12 protein-coding genes are annotated in these 15176 nt (G+C 72.4%); 8 read left to right on the top strand and 4 right to left on the bottom strand.

Features of this window, described 5'->3' with window-relative positions; translation table 11 throughout:
* Positions 1–31: 31 nt before the first annotated feature.
* Positions 32–1066 (top strand): tRNA (adenosine(37)-N6)-threonylcarbamoyltransferase complex transferase subunit TsaD, encoded by a 1035-nt coding sequence (gene tsaD / locus K8Z49_RS34930; protein WP_218163856.1) that lies wholly within the window; start codon positions 32–34, stop codon positions 1064–1066.
* A gap of 19 nt (positions 1067–1085) precedes the next feature.
* Here the strand turns inward: tsaD and K8Z49_RS34935 are convergent, their stop codons facing one another.
* The 3 genes from K8Z49_RS34935 to K8Z49_RS34945 form a co-directional block, all read right to left on the bottom strand.
* Positions 1086–2027: a phosphotransferase family protein gene (locus K8Z49_RS34935; protein ID WP_372507056.1), complete on the bottom strand. Its 942-nt coding sequence runs from the start codon at positions 2025–2027 to the stop codon at positions 1086–1088.
* Positions 2028–2259: 232 nt separating this feature from the next.
* On the bottom strand, positions 2260–3909 hold the full coding sequence (locus K8Z49_RS34940; RefSeq protein ID WP_021594486.1) for an apolipoprotein A1/A4/E domain-containing protein: 1650 nt from the start codon (positions 3907–3909) through the stop codon (positions 2260–2262).
* 646 nt (positions 3910–4555) lie between these two features.
* Positions 4556–5776, bottom strand: coding sequence for a THUMP-like domain-containing protein (locus K8Z49_RS34945; protein WP_412516174.1), 1221 nt, complete (start codon positions 5774–5776; stop codon positions 4556–4558).
* Positions 5777–6008: 232 nt separating this feature from the next.
* On the opposite strand from K8Z49_RS34945, the gene groES reads away from it, so the two are divergent.
* The 4 genes from groES (at position 6009) to K8Z49_RS34965 (ending at position 9775) form a co-directional block, all read left to right on the top strand.
* The gene (gene groES / locus K8Z49_RS34950; protein WP_200871711.1) at positions 6009–6320 is read left to right on the top strand and encodes a co-chaperone GroES; all 312 of its coding nucleotides are present in this window, start codon (positions 6009–6011) and stop codon (positions 6318–6320) included.
* Between the two features lie 85 nt (positions 6321–6405).
* Entirely contained in the window at positions 6406–8031 is a 1626-nt protein-coding gene (gene groL / locus K8Z49_RS34955) for a chaperonin GroEL (protein WP_021594483.1), read from the top strand.
* A 215-nt stretch (positions 8032–8246) separates the two neighbouring features.
* The gene (locus K8Z49_RS34960) at positions 8247–8939 is read left to right on the top strand and encodes a sigma-70 family RNA polymerase sigma factor (protein WP_412516175.1); all 693 of its coding nucleotides are present in this window, start codon (positions 8247–8249) and stop codon (positions 8937–8939) included.
* Entirely contained in the window at positions 8936–9775 is an 840-nt protein-coding gene (locus K8Z49_RS34965) for a hypothetical protein (protein ID WP_412516176.1), read from the top strand. Before K8Z49_RS34960 ends, K8Z49_RS34965 begins: the two co-directional genes overlap by 4 nt.
* A gap of 34 nt (positions 9776–9809) precedes the next feature.
* Here the strand turns inward: K8Z49_RS34965 and K8Z49_RS34970 are convergent, their stop codons facing one another.
* A complete protein-coding gene (locus K8Z49_RS34970) occupies positions 9810–10199 on the bottom strand; it encodes a DUF5319 domain-containing protein (protein ID WP_075023884.1) in 390 nt (129 codons plus the stop codon).
* A gap of 243 nt (positions 10200–10442) precedes the next feature.
* Between K8Z49_RS34970 and guaB the strand changes: the two genes are divergently transcribed.
* From guaB to K8Z49_RS34985, 3 genes are all read left to right on the top strand, one after another.
* Entirely contained in the window at positions 10443–11933 is a 1491-nt protein-coding gene (gene guaB, locus K8Z49_RS34975; protein ID WP_021594103.1) for an IMP dehydrogenase, read from the top strand.
* A 268-nt stretch (positions 11934–12201) separates the two neighbouring features.
* Positions 12202–13317: a GuaB3 family IMP dehydrogenase-related protein gene (locus K8Z49_RS34980; RefSeq protein WP_075023883.1), complete on the top strand. Its 1116-nt coding sequence runs from the start codon at positions 12202–12204 to the stop codon at positions 13315–13317.
* A 98-nt stretch (positions 13318–13415) separates the two neighbouring features.
* Positions 13416–15155 carry a glycerol-3-phosphate dehydrogenase/oxidase gene (locus K8Z49_RS34985; protein WP_024934165.1) on the top strand — a complete coding sequence of 580 codons (1740 nt, stop codon included), beginning with the start codon at positions 13416–13418 and terminating at the stop codon, positions 15153–15155.
* The last annotated feature ends 21 nt before the right edge of the window (positions 15156–15176 follow it).

Raw genomic sequence — 15176 nt, forward strand, 5'->3', positions numbered from 1 at the left:
TCTGCAGGCACTCGACACAGGGAGAGTCAACGTGATTCGGGACGAGCCGCTCGTGCTCGGGATCGAGACCTCGTGCGACGAGACGGGGATCGGGATCGTGCGGGGGCACACGCTGCTGGCGGACGCGATCGCCTCCAGCGTCGACCAGCACGCCCGGTTCGGCGGCGTCGTGCCGGAGGTCGCGTCCCGCGCGCACCTGGAGGCGATGGGGCCGACGGTCGAGCGGGCGCTGGCCGAGGCCGGCGTGGCGTTCACCGACGTGGACGCCTTCGCGGTGACGGCCGGGCCGGGCCTGCCGGGCGCGCTGATGGTGGGCGTCGCCGCCGCCAAGGCGTACGCGCTGTCGCTCGGCAAGCCGCTCTACGGCGTCAACCATCTCGCCGCGCACGTGTGCGTCGACCAGCTCGAACACGGCCCGCTGCCGAAGCCGTGCGTGGCGCTGCTGGTGTCGGGCGGGCACTCGTCCCTGCTGCTGGTGCCGGACGTGGCGGGCGACGTCCGGTCCCTCGGCGGCACCGTGGACGACGCGGCGGGGGAGGCGTTCGACAAGGTCGCGCGGGTCCTCGACCTCGGTTTCCCGGGCGGCCCCGTCATCGACCGCAGGGCCCGCGACGGCGACCCGGCCGCGATCGCGTTCCCCCGCGGCAAGTACGACGACGGCACCTACGACTTCTCGTTCTCCGGCCTGAAGACGGCCGTGGCCCGCTGGGTGGAGGCGAGGGAGCGCTCGGGCGAGCCGGTCCCGGTCGCGGACGTGGCGGCGTCCTTCCAGGAGGCCGTCGTGGACGTGCTGACGCGCAAGGCGCTGAAGGTCTGCAAGGACAACGGCGTCGGCGACCTGCTGATCGGCGGCGGTGTCGCGGCCAACTCGCGGCTGCGCGCCCTCGCCGCGGAGCGCTGCGAGGCGGCGGGCGTGCGGCTGCGCGTCCCGCGCCCGAAGCTGTGCACCGACAACGGCGCGATGGTCGCCGCGCTGGGCTCCGAGCTGGCCGCCGCCGGCGCGCCCCCGTCCGCCCTGGGGCTGCCGGCCGACTCCAGCCTCCCCATAGAGACCATCAGCTGCTGACCCCGGGGGCTCCGCCGGGCTAGCACTCCGCCAGCAGTCTCGCCAGGTAGTCCTCGTAGAGGGGGACGTGGGCCTCGTCGATGGTGCGGTCGTCGTCCTCGGGGAGGAGGTCGAGGACGCTGCGGACGTCCCAGTACGGGTCGTGCCGGTGGCCGCCGGAGACCTGGTCGAACGTGGCGAGGAAGTGGTCGGCGACGCCGGTGCCGTGGCGCAGGGCCAGGCCGCGGCGCATGCGGGCGATGTCGACGGCGACGGGGCCGGACGAGGCGTCCGACCAGTCGACGACGCCGGTGAGCCTGCCGAACGACCACAGCGTGTTGTCGGCGTGGTAGTCGCGGTGGATGAACCGGACGGGCGCCTCGGGGGCGGGGCGCTCGGCGACCTCGAAGGCGCGCTCCCACAGGCCGGGGCGCAGCGCGTGCACGGGCGGGACCCGCACGTCGAGCCGGTTGTGCGGCACGTACGGCGGCATGGTGGACGCGCCGTTCAGCGCGTGCACCGACAGCAGGGCGGCGGCCAGCTGGATGAGGTACTCGGGCAGGTCGTCGGGCGAGGGGCGCGGCGGGTGGCCCTTGAGCCGGGTGATGAGCAGGGCGGGGACGTCGCAGTAGGCGCCCGCGGGGTCGGCGGCGACGAGCGCCGGGGTGGGGATCTCACAGCCGGCGAGCAGGGCCAGCGCGGCGATCTCGCGCTCGGGGGAGAACTCGGTGTCGCCGTAGCTGCGGCGCGCGGGCCCGGGGGCGCGGGACGTCCAGCGGCGCAGGACGAGGCGGTGCGCCTCGCCGGAGCGGGTCTCGACGAGGAGGGCGTGGTTGGCGTGGGTGCCGCCGCCGGCGAGGGGCCGCACCATGCGGACCTCGGCGCCCTTGCCGAGGCACTCCTCCACCCAGCGCAGGGTGGTGGAGGCGGGCGGGGCGCCGGTCTGCAGGCAGGGAGCCGGTGTGTGGGTCACCTGATCCATCAAAACGGATTCCGAAGGGTATTGGGAGTGATTTTGCGAAGACGGAACGTAACAAAATGCACGTCATCGGGGTCGCTTGAGGGAGGTCCTCCGGTCGTCACACCCCTTAGCCGGACAAACACCACGGATTCCGTTGGGTATCCGAATGCGGCCGGGTGGGGCCCGCGCCGGCCCCACCCGGCCGCCGTTCGGCGCGGGCCCGGGGGCCGCCCCCGGGCCCGGTCCGGTCCGGTCAGTCCTTGGCCTCCCGCCGGGGACGCAGCAGCGCCTCGGCCAGGGCGAGCATCGTCTCCTCCAGGGTGGACAGCCGCTTCAGCACGTCCTCGTGGACCGCGTTGACCTGCTTGGAGACCTCGTCGTGGACGCCGTCCACCTTGCGGCCGACCTCGTCCTGGACGTTGGTGAAGCGCTTGGCGAACTCGGCCTGCGCGGCGTCGGCGCGCCGCCCGGCCTCGTCCTGCATGCTCTCCACCCGCCGCGCGAACTCCGCGTGCACGCCGCCGACCTGGCGCGCGACGTCCTCCTGCATGTTGCCGACCTGCTTGGCGACGTCCTCATGGATGGTGCCGACCTGCCGCGTGACGTCCTCGTGGATGTCGCCGATCCGCTTGCCGAAGTCGTCGTGGACGCCGCTGACCTGCCGCGCCACATCGGTGTGCACGGCCTCGACCTGCTTGGTGACGTCGGCGTGCACCGACTCGACGCGGCGGGAGACGATGGCGACCTGGGTGGTGAACTCCTCCAGCGCGACGTCGACCCGCTTGGTGACCTCCTCGTGGATGTTCTCGATGCGCTTGCGGACGTCGTCGTGCACGTCCTCGAACCGGCGGGAGAACTCGTCCATCCGCTTGGCGACGTCGCTGTAGGCGGTCTCGGCGATCTGCGACATGGTCGCCTTGACCTCGTCGCGGTCCGGCCGGGCGCGCAGCTCCTCGATCAGCGGGTCGACGGCCTCGGCGAGGTGCTTCTCCAGCGCGTCGAAGCGGTCGCCGTACTCGGCCGCCGGGCGCTGCGCGACCTCGTTCAGCAGCCGGTGCAGCTCGGCGATCTCCAGCGTGGCGGGCAGCCGGGCGATCCGCTCGCCCACCCCGTCGATGCGGCCGTCGAGGCTCTCGAAGCGGCCGTCCATGCCGTCCAGCTTGCCGGACACGCCTTCGAGGCGGCCGTCGACGCCGTCCAGCCGGCCGTCCAGGCCGTCGAGCCGCCCGCCGACGCCCTCGACCCGGCCGTTGACGGCCTCCAGACCCTGCTCCATCCGCTCGGCCATCTCGCCGAGCGCCTGGTCGACCCGGGCCGTGACCCCGTTGATCGAATGCTCCAGCCGCTCGGACCGGTGGCCCAGCTCGGCCAGCGACTTGTCGAGCCGGTTGAAGCGGACGGACGCGGCCTCCATGCTGCCCTGGAGCTTGTCGAGCCGCTTGGTCATCTCGTCCATGCGCTGCGACGCCTGCTGCGTGGCGTCGGTGATCTGCTGCGCGGAGTCGAGGACGGCCTGGATGCGGGTCAGGCCCTCGTCGACGTTCTCGGCGACGACGCCGACGTCGGCCCACAGCGCGGGCAGCTCGGCGACGGGCTTGACCCGCTCGCCGAACGCCTCGATGTGCTCGGCCAGGCCTTCGGCCCATTCCGGGGGCTTGCCGGACAGTTCGTCGACCTGCCCGCGGACGCTCTCGATCTGCCCGGTCAGCCCGCTGAGCTCCCGCTCGCGGACCTCGCGGAGCAGCCACTCCATGCCTTCCAGCCGCTGGCGAATCTCGTCCAGGACCTGACCCTGTGAGCGCTGTTCATAGACGTGGTCCTGCGCCGCACGGGCGAGCAACTCCCGCATCCGATCCGAGACCGGTTGACCCCCCGTCTGCAGGAAGTTGTGATTCGTTTCCACCCGATGCTCCTTCGTGTGCCGGCGCGACGAAATGACGCACGGCAAATGAATCTCTGGAGTGGCCACTGTAGTGCGTGTAGAGCACTGCTAAAACGGGTAGCAGAGAAGATTATGAGTTCTGCGGAATGCGCCTGTTATCCGGCTGGGGCGAATAGCGAGAAATAGCCGGGCGGGCGTGGAATTCCCGCTTCACGGCCCTTGTGGTGATCGTGGTGATGGGTACCGTCCGGGGGCGGCGGGGGAGGTCGCAGGGTCCGGCGTTCTGTCCGTACATCTCGTCCAACATCGGCAGTTCCCGAACCCGCGGTCCGCTACGGCCGGGCGATGCGTGTGCGAACCGCGTGATGCAGCGGAACGGGCCGCGGGGCATTTCGGGGACGCATTGGGGCCTTCGGAGTCCCGGCCGCTGAACCTGCCTTGGTGTTTTCCGGCCGGTTGATCTCACCGGGCCGTTTCCCCGCCTCCGCCGGCGCTTGCCGGGCGCCCGCAATCCCGGTGGTGAACGCAATGCCGGAAAGCGCCGATGATTTGCACCGCCATGGCGCGTCGCCCGGCCCCGCTTGGTGTTGCCCCGCCACGGGAAGATCTTTGGGCACGGTTGCCGTCCGGCCGCCCGTCCGGGCGGGTCAGGCGCCCGCGACGCGGCTCAGGAGCCCGCGACCGGGTGGGCGAGAAGCGCGACCGGGTCGCGCCCGACGCGCGTGACCACCAGGGTCAGCTCCTTCGCGCCGCGTCCGGGGCGCCGCCTGCCGAAGCCGAGGTCGTGCCGGAGCCGGTCGACGTCCACGGCCGAGCCGCGCTTCTTGACGGTCAGCACCCCGATCTCGCGCCGGCGCAGTTCCGCGCGCAGCCGCTTCACCGAGAACGGCAGCACGTCCTCTATCGCGTAGGCGGAGGCGAACGGGGTCGGACGCAGCTCATCGGACGTGATGTACGCGATGTGCGGATCGGCCAGACCACCGCCGACCAGCTCCGCCACCTCGCCGACCAGATGGGCGCGGATCACGGCTCCGTCAGGCTCGTACAGGTAACGGCCCCACGCGCGCACGTCCGGGGCGTCGAACCCCTGCGGCGTCAGCGTCCACACCTCTGGATCGAGGTCGGACGACAGCAGCGTGGCACGGCGCCCCACATCCCCGGCCAGCTCACCGAGCCACAGGGCCGCTTCCTTGACGTCACCGCCGACCGAGACCCACTCGGCCTCCGCGCCGTCGGGCACGGCCTCGTGCGGGATGCCGGGCGCGACCTTCACGCAAGCGGCCGGCACCTTGGCGGCCATGTCGAGGACGACGTCGAGCGGCGGCTCATACGCGCGGGGATCGAAGACCCGGCCCCGTGCGGTTCTCCGTCCAGGGTCGGCGAACGCCGCGCCGAACCCGGACGGGTCCTCGTTGGTCGCGTCACCCACCCGCACAGAAGCGAGACCGTCCAACCCGAGAGCGGTCACGTTCGCCTGGGCGACCTCGGCCGTGAGCGGGTCGAGCTCCACGCCCTCCCCGGCGAGCCCCGCGCGCGCTCGGGAGACGAGGTCGGCCCCTATCCCGCACCCCAGGTCGAGAACACGCGCGCCAGGGAGTCGGTCCGCGAACCGTCCCGCCCTGTAGGCCGCCACGCTCGCACGGGTCGACTGCTCCAGCCCCGCCTGGGTGAAGTACATGCGCTCGGCGTCCGCGCCGAACTTGGCCCGCGCCCGCACACGCAACCGCGCCTGCGTCAGCGCGGCGGAGACGAGCGCGGAATCGTGCCGTTCACGCAAGCGGGAAGCGGTGGCGAGCAGGGCGTCCTCGCTCACGTCGGCCGCGGCCGTCTCGCTGAGGAGCGCCTGCCCGGAGGGGGTGCGCAGGGCCCGGAACGACGGGATGTCCATAGGGTGGAAGTTAGCCCCCGGTGAACGGCGCGTGGTGCCTCCGTGTCCGTGTTGACGGGCCAACGGCCACGGAATAGTCTCCATGTCTGGCACTCTCATAGTGAGAGTGCCAATACAGCGACAAAGGTCGGTCTGGCACCCGCGACGGCAGGCCGGTCCAGGGTCGCCTCTCTGTCACATGTGCTGGCCGGCCATCCGTGGCCGGCCGAGGACCAATCGAAGGGGAGGTCAGATCGTGACGACCGCCACCAAGGTTGTTCTCAAGCCGCTTGAGGACCGCATCGTCGTCCAGCCGCTTGAGGCCGAGACCACCACCGCGTCGGGCCTGGTGATCCCGGACACCGCCAAGGAGAAGCCCCAGGAGGGCACCGTCCTTGCCGTTGGCCCGGGTCGCGTCGACGACAAGGGCGAGCGCGTCCCCGTCGACGTCAAGGTCGGCGAGGTCGTGCTCTACAGCAAGTACGGCGGCACCGAGGTCAAGTACAACAACGAGGAGTACCTCGTCCTCTCGGCCCGCGACGTGCTCGCGGTCATCGAGAAGTAATCACCGAGACGTGATGCACCCGCCCCGGTCGGCGCCGCCTTCGGCGGGCCTGCCGGGGCGGATCGCGTGAAAGAGGAGTATCCGCATGGCGAAGATCCTGGAGTTCGAGGAGGACGCTCGCCGGGCTCTTGAGCGCGGCGTCAACGCTCTCGCGGACGCCGTCAAGGTGACGATCGGCCCGCGCGGCCGCAACGTCGTCATCGACAAGAAGTTCGGCGCGCCGACGATCACCAACGACGGCGTCACCATCGCCCGCGAGGTGGAGCTGGAGGACCCCTACGAGAACCTCGGGGCCCAGCTCGCCAAGGAAGTGGCGACCAAGACCAACGACATCGCGGGCGACGGCACCACCACGGCGACCGTCCTCGCGCAGGCGCTGGTCCGCGAGGGCACCCGCAACGTGGCGGCCGGCGCGTCGCCGCTCGCCCTCAAGCGCGGCATCGACGCGGCCGCCCAGTACGTCTCCGACCAGCTGCGCAAGTCGGCCCGCGAGGTCGGCGAGAAGGGCGAGATCGCGCACGTCGCGACCATCTCCGCGCAGGACCCGCAGATCGGCGAGCTGATCGCCGAGGCGTTCGACAAGGTCGGCAAGGACGGCGTCATCACCGTCGAGGAGGCCCACACCATGGGCCTCGAACTGGAGTTCACCGAGGGCCTCCAGTTCGACAAGGGCTACCTGTCGCCGCACATGGTCACCGACCACGAGCGCATGGAGGCCGTCCTGGAGGACGCCTACGTGCTCATCGTGGACGGCAAGATCTCCAACGTGCAGGAGTTCCTGCCGCTGGCCGAGAAGGTCGCGCAGACCAAGAAGCCGCTGCTCGTGGTGGCCGAGGACGTCGAGGGCGAGGCCCTGGCGCTGCTCGTCGCCAACAAGATCCGCGGCACCTTCACCTCCGTCGCGGTCAAGGCGCCGGGCTTCGGCGACCGCCGCAAGGCGATGCTCGGCGACATGGCCACCCTGACCGGCGGCCAGGTCGTCAGCGAGGCCATCGGCCTCAAGCTCGACTCCATCGGGCTGGAGGACCTCGGCCGCGCCCGCCGGATCACCGTCACCAAGGACGCCACCACCATCGTCGACGGCGAGGGCTCCGCGGACGAGATCAACGCGCGGGTCAACCAGATCAAGGTCGAGATCGAGAACAGCGACTCCGACTGGGACCGCGAGAAGCTGCAGGAGCGCCTGGCCAAGCTGGCCGGCGGCGTCTGCGTGCTGCGCGTCGGCGCCGCCACCGAGGTGGAGCTGAAGGAGAAGAAGCACCGCCTGGAGGACGCCATCTCGGCGACCCGCGCGGCGATCGAGGAGGGCATCGTCTCCGGCGGCGGCAGCGCGCTGGTGCACGTCGGCAAGGAGGGCTTCGACTCCCTCGGCCTGTCCGGCGACGAGGCCACCGGCGCCGAGGCGGTCCGCCGCGCGCTGAACGAGCCGCTCCGCTGGATCTCCGAGAACGCCGGCCAGGAGGGCTACGTCGTCGTCTCCAAGGTGCAGGCGCTGCAGTCGGGCCACGGCTACAACGCCGCGACGAACGAGTACGGCGACCTGATCGCCCAGGGCGTCATCGACCCGGTGAAGGTCACCCGCTCCGCGGTCACCAACGCCGCCTCGATCGCGGGCATGCTGCTCACCACCGAGGCGCTCGTGGTCGACAAGCCGGAGGAGCCGGAGGAGGCCGCCGGCGGTCACGGCCACGGCCACGGGCACGGCCACTGAGGTCGGCTCACCCGGAGGGACACGTCCCGTCCGGAATGTTTCGGCAAGACCCCCGTCCGTCCGGGCGGGGGTCTTGTTCGTCTCCGGGACCCTCTTCGAACGGCGACACACGGCAGTCGTGCGGAAACGTTGCGTAGTATCCCCAGGTTCGATCCCGCACTGTGACCATTCCGTTGTAGAGGACAGTGGAGACACGCCCGGGGGTGCTGGGCATCATGCTTGACGTGACCGAGGGATGCTACGCCGGGACCGTGACCGCGCGCGCTGCCGAACCCTCGGGAGGGCCGGCCCCTCCGCCGGCCCGCGACGGCGGGCGCGGGACGCGGGCGCTGCGCGCCGCGGACGCGGGCGACGGCGACCTCAAGGAGCTGACGAACCGCGCCGTCCAGGGCGACCCGGGGGCCATCGAGGTCCTCATCGCCGAGGTGCGGCCCATGATCGTCCGGTACTGCCGGGCCCGGCTCGGACGGGTCTCCGGGCAGTACCACATCGCCGACGACGTGGCGCAGGAGGTCTGCATCGCCGTCCTGTCGGCGCTGCCCCGCTACCGCGACATGGGCCGTCCGTTCGCCTCCTTCGTCTTCGGCATCGCCGCGCACAAGATCGCCGACGCGCTGCGCAGCGCGGTGCGCGCGGCCGTCCCCACCGAGGACCTGCCGGACGGCCCCGACGACCGGCCGGGGCCCGAGGAGACGGTGGTGCGCTACATCGAGGCCCAGCGCGCCCGCGACCTGCTCACGCGGCTGCCCGAGCACCAGCGCGAGCTGGTGCTGCTGCGGGTCGTCGCGGGCCTGTCGGCGGAGGAGACCGGCAACGTGCTGGGCATGTCCGCGGGCGCCGTCCGGGTCGCCCAGCACCGGGCCCTGGCCCGGCTCCGGGCGATGGCCAGAGAGGAGTCGATCGCTTGACGGAGCGCGGCCCCCTCACCGGCGTCCGGGGCGGCCCGAATCCGGCCGAGCCTTCGCATTCCGGCGACGCGCCGTCCCCGCCCGGCGGCCCGCCCGCCGGTCCTCCCGAGGACCTCGGCGCGGTGCGCCGCACCGACGCCCTGATCGAGTCGCTGGCGGCGCGGCGGCGCGCCGGCGACCGGGCGGCCCGCCCCGGCCCGGCGCCGGAGGGCTCCCCTTCCCGCCCGCCGGGCGAGCGTGCGGCCGACGACCCCGACCCGGCGGTGCGGCTGCTGCACGCGCTGATCACCGATGTGGACGACCCGGACTCCGGCTCCGGCCCCGGCACGGCGCCGCCCGCGCCGCAGGGGCCCGGACCCCGCCGCCGCGGGCCGCGCACGATCGTCGCCCTCGGGGTGGCCGGTGCCGTCCTCGCCAGCAGCGGTGTCGCCGCGGCGGGCGGCGTCGCCGACCAGACCACCGCGTCCCCGGCGCCGAGCACGGCCGGCGCGCCGGACGTGCCCCGGGCCGGGACCGACACCGACGCCGCGACGCGCGAACGTCCGCGGCCGCCCGCCCGCTCCTCCCCGGAACCCGGCGGCGTCACCGCGCCCGGAGGTCAGGAGCGCAAGAGGATCGACCGCTTCAAGCGCCGCCTCGACCCGGTCCTGCGCCGCCGTCCCGAGCCTCCCGAGCGTCCCGAGGCGCCCGCCCCGATGGTGAACTCCGCCCCGTCCACCCGGCCGGACGGCCCGGCCGAGGACGACCCGCGCCGCCGCATCGAGGACCTGCGCAGGGAGGCCGAGAAGCGCGCCCTCCGGCACCCGCCCCGCGAGGACCGTCCCCGCGGGGACTGACCGGGGGCTGGTGGGGGACCGACCGCGCGGGCGGTCAGTTCTCGTCGCGGCCCTCTTCGCTGTCGATCACGCCGTCGACGTAGCCGCGGGCGTACTCCCAGCTCACGTAGTCGACGGGATCGGGGGACAGCGCGGGTTCGTGCACGCGCGGCAGGCCCTCGTCGAGCAGGTGGCGCAGGTTGCCGTGCAGCAGGTCCCAGTCGATGTAGTGGAGCTTGCCGCAGTCGCCGCAGTCGACGGTGAGGCCGCGCACGCCGAGCGGCTCCAGCAGCGCCCGGAACACCTCCAGGTCGGCGAGGTCGGCCAGCACGTCCTCCCGCTCCGTCACGCTGAGCGGAGCGGTGTCGTCGCCGGGGTCGCCCAGCGCCGCCGCCGGATCCTCCGGATCGCCGGCGAACGGGTCGAGCGGTGCGTCGTCGTGCACACCCCCACGCTACTGCGGGACCGCCCATGAGGTGCACCCCCCGCTCTTCTCCGTGTGTGAACGGTCACGATGCGTGGCTGAACGAGGGGAATGGACAGGACCGTCCGTGTTGTTGCGAGATGTCATCAAGGCCACGTGACCGCCGTGCGCAACACCCCGTCCGGGCGCGGGCCCAGCCCCTACCATGGAAGCCGGGTCCCGCGTGACCTGGCCCGATGCCGCGACCACCACGGGAAGGTTGTCATGAACCCCGCCGCCGACAAGATCCTCCCGCAGGGCCTGACCTTCGACGACGTCCTCCTGCTCCCGGGCTACTCCGACCTGCAGCCGGGCGAGGCCGACACCACCACCCGGCTCACCCGCGAGATCTCGCTGCGCATCCCGCTGGTGTCGGCGGCGATGGACACCGTCACCGAGTCCCGGACGGCCATCGCGATGGCGCGGCAGGGCGGCATCGGCGTGCTGCACCGCAACATGGCGATCGAGGAGCAGGCCGAGGAGGCCGACCGCGTCAAGCGGTCCGAGTCCGGCATGATCACGAAGCCGGTGACGTGCCTGCCGGACGCCACCCTCGCCGACGTCGAGGAGCTCTGCGCCCACTACCGGATCTCCGGCGTGCCCGTCACCGACGTCCGCGGCGTCCTGGTCGGCATCGTGACGAACCGCGACATGCGCTTCGAGTCGGACCTGTCCCGCCCGGTCCGCGAGGTCATGACGCCGATGCCGCTGGTCACCGCCCCGGTCGGCGTGTCGCGGGACGAGGCGTTCCGGCTGCTGGCGGGCAACAAGGTGGAGAAGCTCCCGCTCGTCGACGCCGACGGGCGCCTCAAGGGCCTCATCACCACCAAGGACTTCACCAAGAGCGAGCAGTACCCCGACTCCACCAAGGACGCCGACGGCCGCCTCCTCGTCGCCGCCGCGGTCGGCGTCGGCGACGACGCGATCCGCCGCGCCCGCGCCCTCATCGAGGCCGGCACCGACGTGGTCATCGTCGACACGGCGCACGGCCACTCCAAGGGCGTCGCCGACACCATCGCCGCGATCAAGGGGAACGCGCCGGTCCAGGTCGTCGGCGGCAACGTGGCCACCCAGGCCGGCGCCAAGGTGCTGGTGGACGCGGGCGCCGACGCGATCAAGGTCGGCGTCGGGCCGGGCTCGATCTGCACCACCCGCATCGTCGCCGGCGTCGGCGTCCCGCAGATCACCGCCATCCTGGAGGCGTCCCGCGCGGCCCGCGAGGCCGGCGTCCCGGTGATCGGGGACGGCGGCCTGCAGTACTCCGGCGACATCGCCAAGGCCCTCGTCGCGGGCGCCGACACGGTCATGCTCGGCAGCCTGCTCGCCGGGGTCGAGGAGTCCCCGGGCGAGCTGATCTTCGTCCACGGCAAGCAGTACAAGTCGTACCGCGGCATGGGCTCGCTCGGCGCGATGCGCAACCGCGAGCGCGGCGCCTCCTACTCCAAGGACCGCTACGCCCAGGGCGACGTCACCGCCGAGGAGAAGCTGATCCCCGAGGGCGTCGAGGGCCAGGTCCCCTACCGCGGCCCCCTCGCCAACGTCGCGCACCAGCTCGTCGGCGGCCTCCACCAGTCCATGTGGTACGCGGGCACCCGCACCATCCCCGAACTCCAGGAGCGCGGCCAGCTCATGCGCATCAGCGCCGCCGGCCTGCGCGAGAGCCACCCCCACGACATCCAGATGACCGTGGAGGCCCCCAACTACCAGGGCCGCTGACCTTCGGCCCCCGGGTGTAGGCCTGTCCGAACCTTCGTGGGGCGGGGTGCGTCATAACCACCGAGAGCGCGCCGGTCACTTCTGCGGGGGATGTGGCCGGCGCGCGGTCTGTCTCCGGCCCGGTCCGGATCGGCGCGGCGGCCTGCGATCTCGCCGTCGCCGCCGTGTCTCGCGTGCGCTCGGGGCTGACGTAAGCTCTTCCGGGGCTTGTTGCCGCCGTCCGCGGGAACACCGGATCACGTGAGGGAAGGGCGCAGTGGCTGCTGAGGTGGAGATCGGCCGTGGCAAGAGCGGCCGCCGGGCGTACGCCTTCGACGACATCGGCATCGTGCCGTCCCGCCGGACGCGCGATCCCGAGGAGGTCAGCGTCGCCTGGCAGATCGACGCCTACCGGTTCGAGATGCCGCTGGTCGTGGCGCCGATGGACAGCGTCGTCAGCCCCGCCACCGCGATCGCCGTCGGGCGGCTCGGCGGGCTCGCCGTCCTCGACCTCGAAGGCCTGTGGACGCGGTACGAGAACCCCGAGCCGCTGCTCGCCGAGATCGCCTCGCTGGACGACGTCCGCGCCACCCAGCGGCTCCAGGAGATCTACTCCGAGCCGATCAAGGAGGAGCTGATCGGCCGCCGGATCGAGGAGGTCCGCGAGGCGGGCGTGACCGTCGCGGCGCGGCTGTCCCCGCAGCGCACCGCCCAGTTCCACAAGGCCGTGATCGACGCGGGCGTCGACCTGTTCGTCATCCGCGGGACGACCGTGTCCGCCGAGCACGTGTCCGGGCGCGCCGAGCCGCTGAACCTCAAGCAGTTCATCTACGACCTCGACGTCCCGGTGATCGTCGGCGGCTGCTCCACCTACACCGCGGCGCTGCACCTGATGCGCACCGGCGCCGCCGGCGTGCTGGTCGGGTTCGGCGGCGGCTCCGGGCACACCACCCGGACCGTCCTCGGCGTCGCCGTGCCGATGGCCACCGCGGTCGCGGACGTGGCCGCCGCCCGGCGCGACTACATGGACGAGTCCGGCGGCCGGTACGTGCACGTGATCGCCGACGGCGGCATGGTGAACAGCGGCGACATCGCCAAGGCGTTCGCCTGCGGGTCCGACGCCGTCATGGTCGGCTCGCCGTTCGCGCGCTCCACCGAGGCGCCCGGACGCGGCTATCACTGGGGCAGCGAGGCCCACCACGGCGACGTCCCGCGCGGCACCCGCATCGAACTCGGGACGATCGGGACGATGGAGCAGATCCTGCACGGCCCGTCCCACGTCGCGGACGGCTCCATGAACCTCATCGGGGCGCTGCGCCGGGCGATGGCGACGTCCGGCTACACCGAGTTGAAGGAGTTCCAGCGGGTACAGGTCGTCGTGGCCCCCCGCCGGTCCAGCGACTGAGAGCGAACCCACGCCGAATCGGTCGTTTCCAGGGTGGACCCGTCCCTACTCTTGGGTAGGAACCGTTCGGAAAACGAACCGCTCTGGGGGGATACGCGATGACGGCATCACCGGTGACCGGCCTTGGAAGCTCCCGGCTCGGCCCCGCCGAGCGCGCGGCGGCGCTCGACCGCATGGCCCAGGAGGAGTTCGACGTGGTCGTCGTCGGGGCCGGCATCGTCGGCGCCGGCGCGGCCCTCGACGCGGCCACCCGTGGACTGTCGGTCGCGGTGGTGGAGGCGCGCGACTTCGCGTCCGGGACCTCCTCCCGCTCGTCCAAACTGATCCACGGCGGGCTGCGTTACCTGGAGCAGTACAACTTCGACCTGGTCCGGGAGGCGCTGACCGAGCGCAGCCTGCTCCTCCAGCAGATCGCCCCGCACCTGGTGAGGCCCGTCCCGTTCCTGCTGCCGACCACGCACCGCGTGTGGGAGCGCGCGTACTTCGGCGCCGGCGTCGCCCTGTACGACCTGCTGTCGCTCCAGATGGGCAGCACCCGCGGCGTCCCCCACCACCGGCACCTGACCCGGCGCGGCGCGCTGAGGCTCGCCCCGTCCCTGCGCAAGGACGCGTTCGTCGGCGCGATCCAGTACTGGGACGCCCAGGTCGACGACGCCCGCTTCGTCATGACGGCGCTGCGGACGGCCGCGGAGTACGGCGCGCAGATCGCGTCCCGCACCCAGTGCCTCGGGTTCCTGCGCGAGGGGGAGCGCGTCACCGGCCTGCGCATCCGCGACCTGGAGGGCAACACGACCAGCGAGGTCCGCGCGAAGCAGGTCGTCAACGCCACCGGCGTGTGGACCGACGACATCCAGGAACTCGTCGGCGGGCGCGGCCAGATCCACGTGAAGGCCTCCAAGGGCATCCACCTGGTCGTCCCGAAGGACCGCATCCACTCCTCGACCGGGATCATCCTGCGCACCGAGAAGTCCGTCCTGTTCGTGATCCCGTGGGGCCGCCACTGGATCATCGGCACCACCGACACCGCGTGGGACCTCGACCGCGCCCACCCGGCCGCCTCGAAGGCCGACATCGACTACGTCCTCGACCATGTCAACTCCGTCCTCACCACGCCCCTCTCCCACGACGACGTGGAGGGCGTCTACGCGGGCCTGCGCCCCCTCCTCACCGGCGAGACCGAGGAGACCTCCAAGCTCTCCCGCGAGCACGTCGTCGCGCACCCCGTCCCCGGCCTCGTGCTCGTCGCCGGCGGCAAGTACACGACGTACCGCGTCATGGCCAAGGACGCCATCGACGCCGTCGCCCACGGCCTCGACGGCAAGGTCGCCGAGTCGTGCACCGACCGGATCTCGCTCGTCGGCGGCGACGGCTTCCAGGCCATGTGGAACGCCCGCCACCGCCTCGCGTCCCGCTCCGGCCTGCACGTGGCCCGCATCGAGCACCTCCTGCGCCGCTACGGCTCCCTGCTGGACGACCTGCTCGAACTCATCTCCGACAAGCCCGACCTGGCCAAGCCGCTGGCCGGCGCCGACGACTACCTGCGCGCCGAGATCGTCTACGCCGCCACCCACGAGGGGGCCCGCCACCTCAACGACGTCCTCGCCCGCCGCACCCGCATCTCCATCGAGACCTGGGACCGCGGCGTAGGCGTCGCCCAGGAGGCCGCCGACCTCCTCGCCCCCGTCCTCGGCTGGTCCAAGAAGCAGCGCGACCGCGAGATCGAGTACTACCGCAAGCGCGTGGAGGCCGAGCGAGCCTCCCAAACCCAGGAAGACGACCAGGAAGCCGACGCCCACCGCCGAGGCGCCCCGGACATCGTCCCCACCGCCACGCCCTAGCCGCCTCCGGTCAGTCCCGTC

The organism is Actinomadura madurae (assembly GCF_047130825.1).
GTDB lineage: Bacteria > Actinomycetota > Actinomycetes > Streptosporangiales > Streptosporangiaceae > Spirillospora > Spirillospora madurae.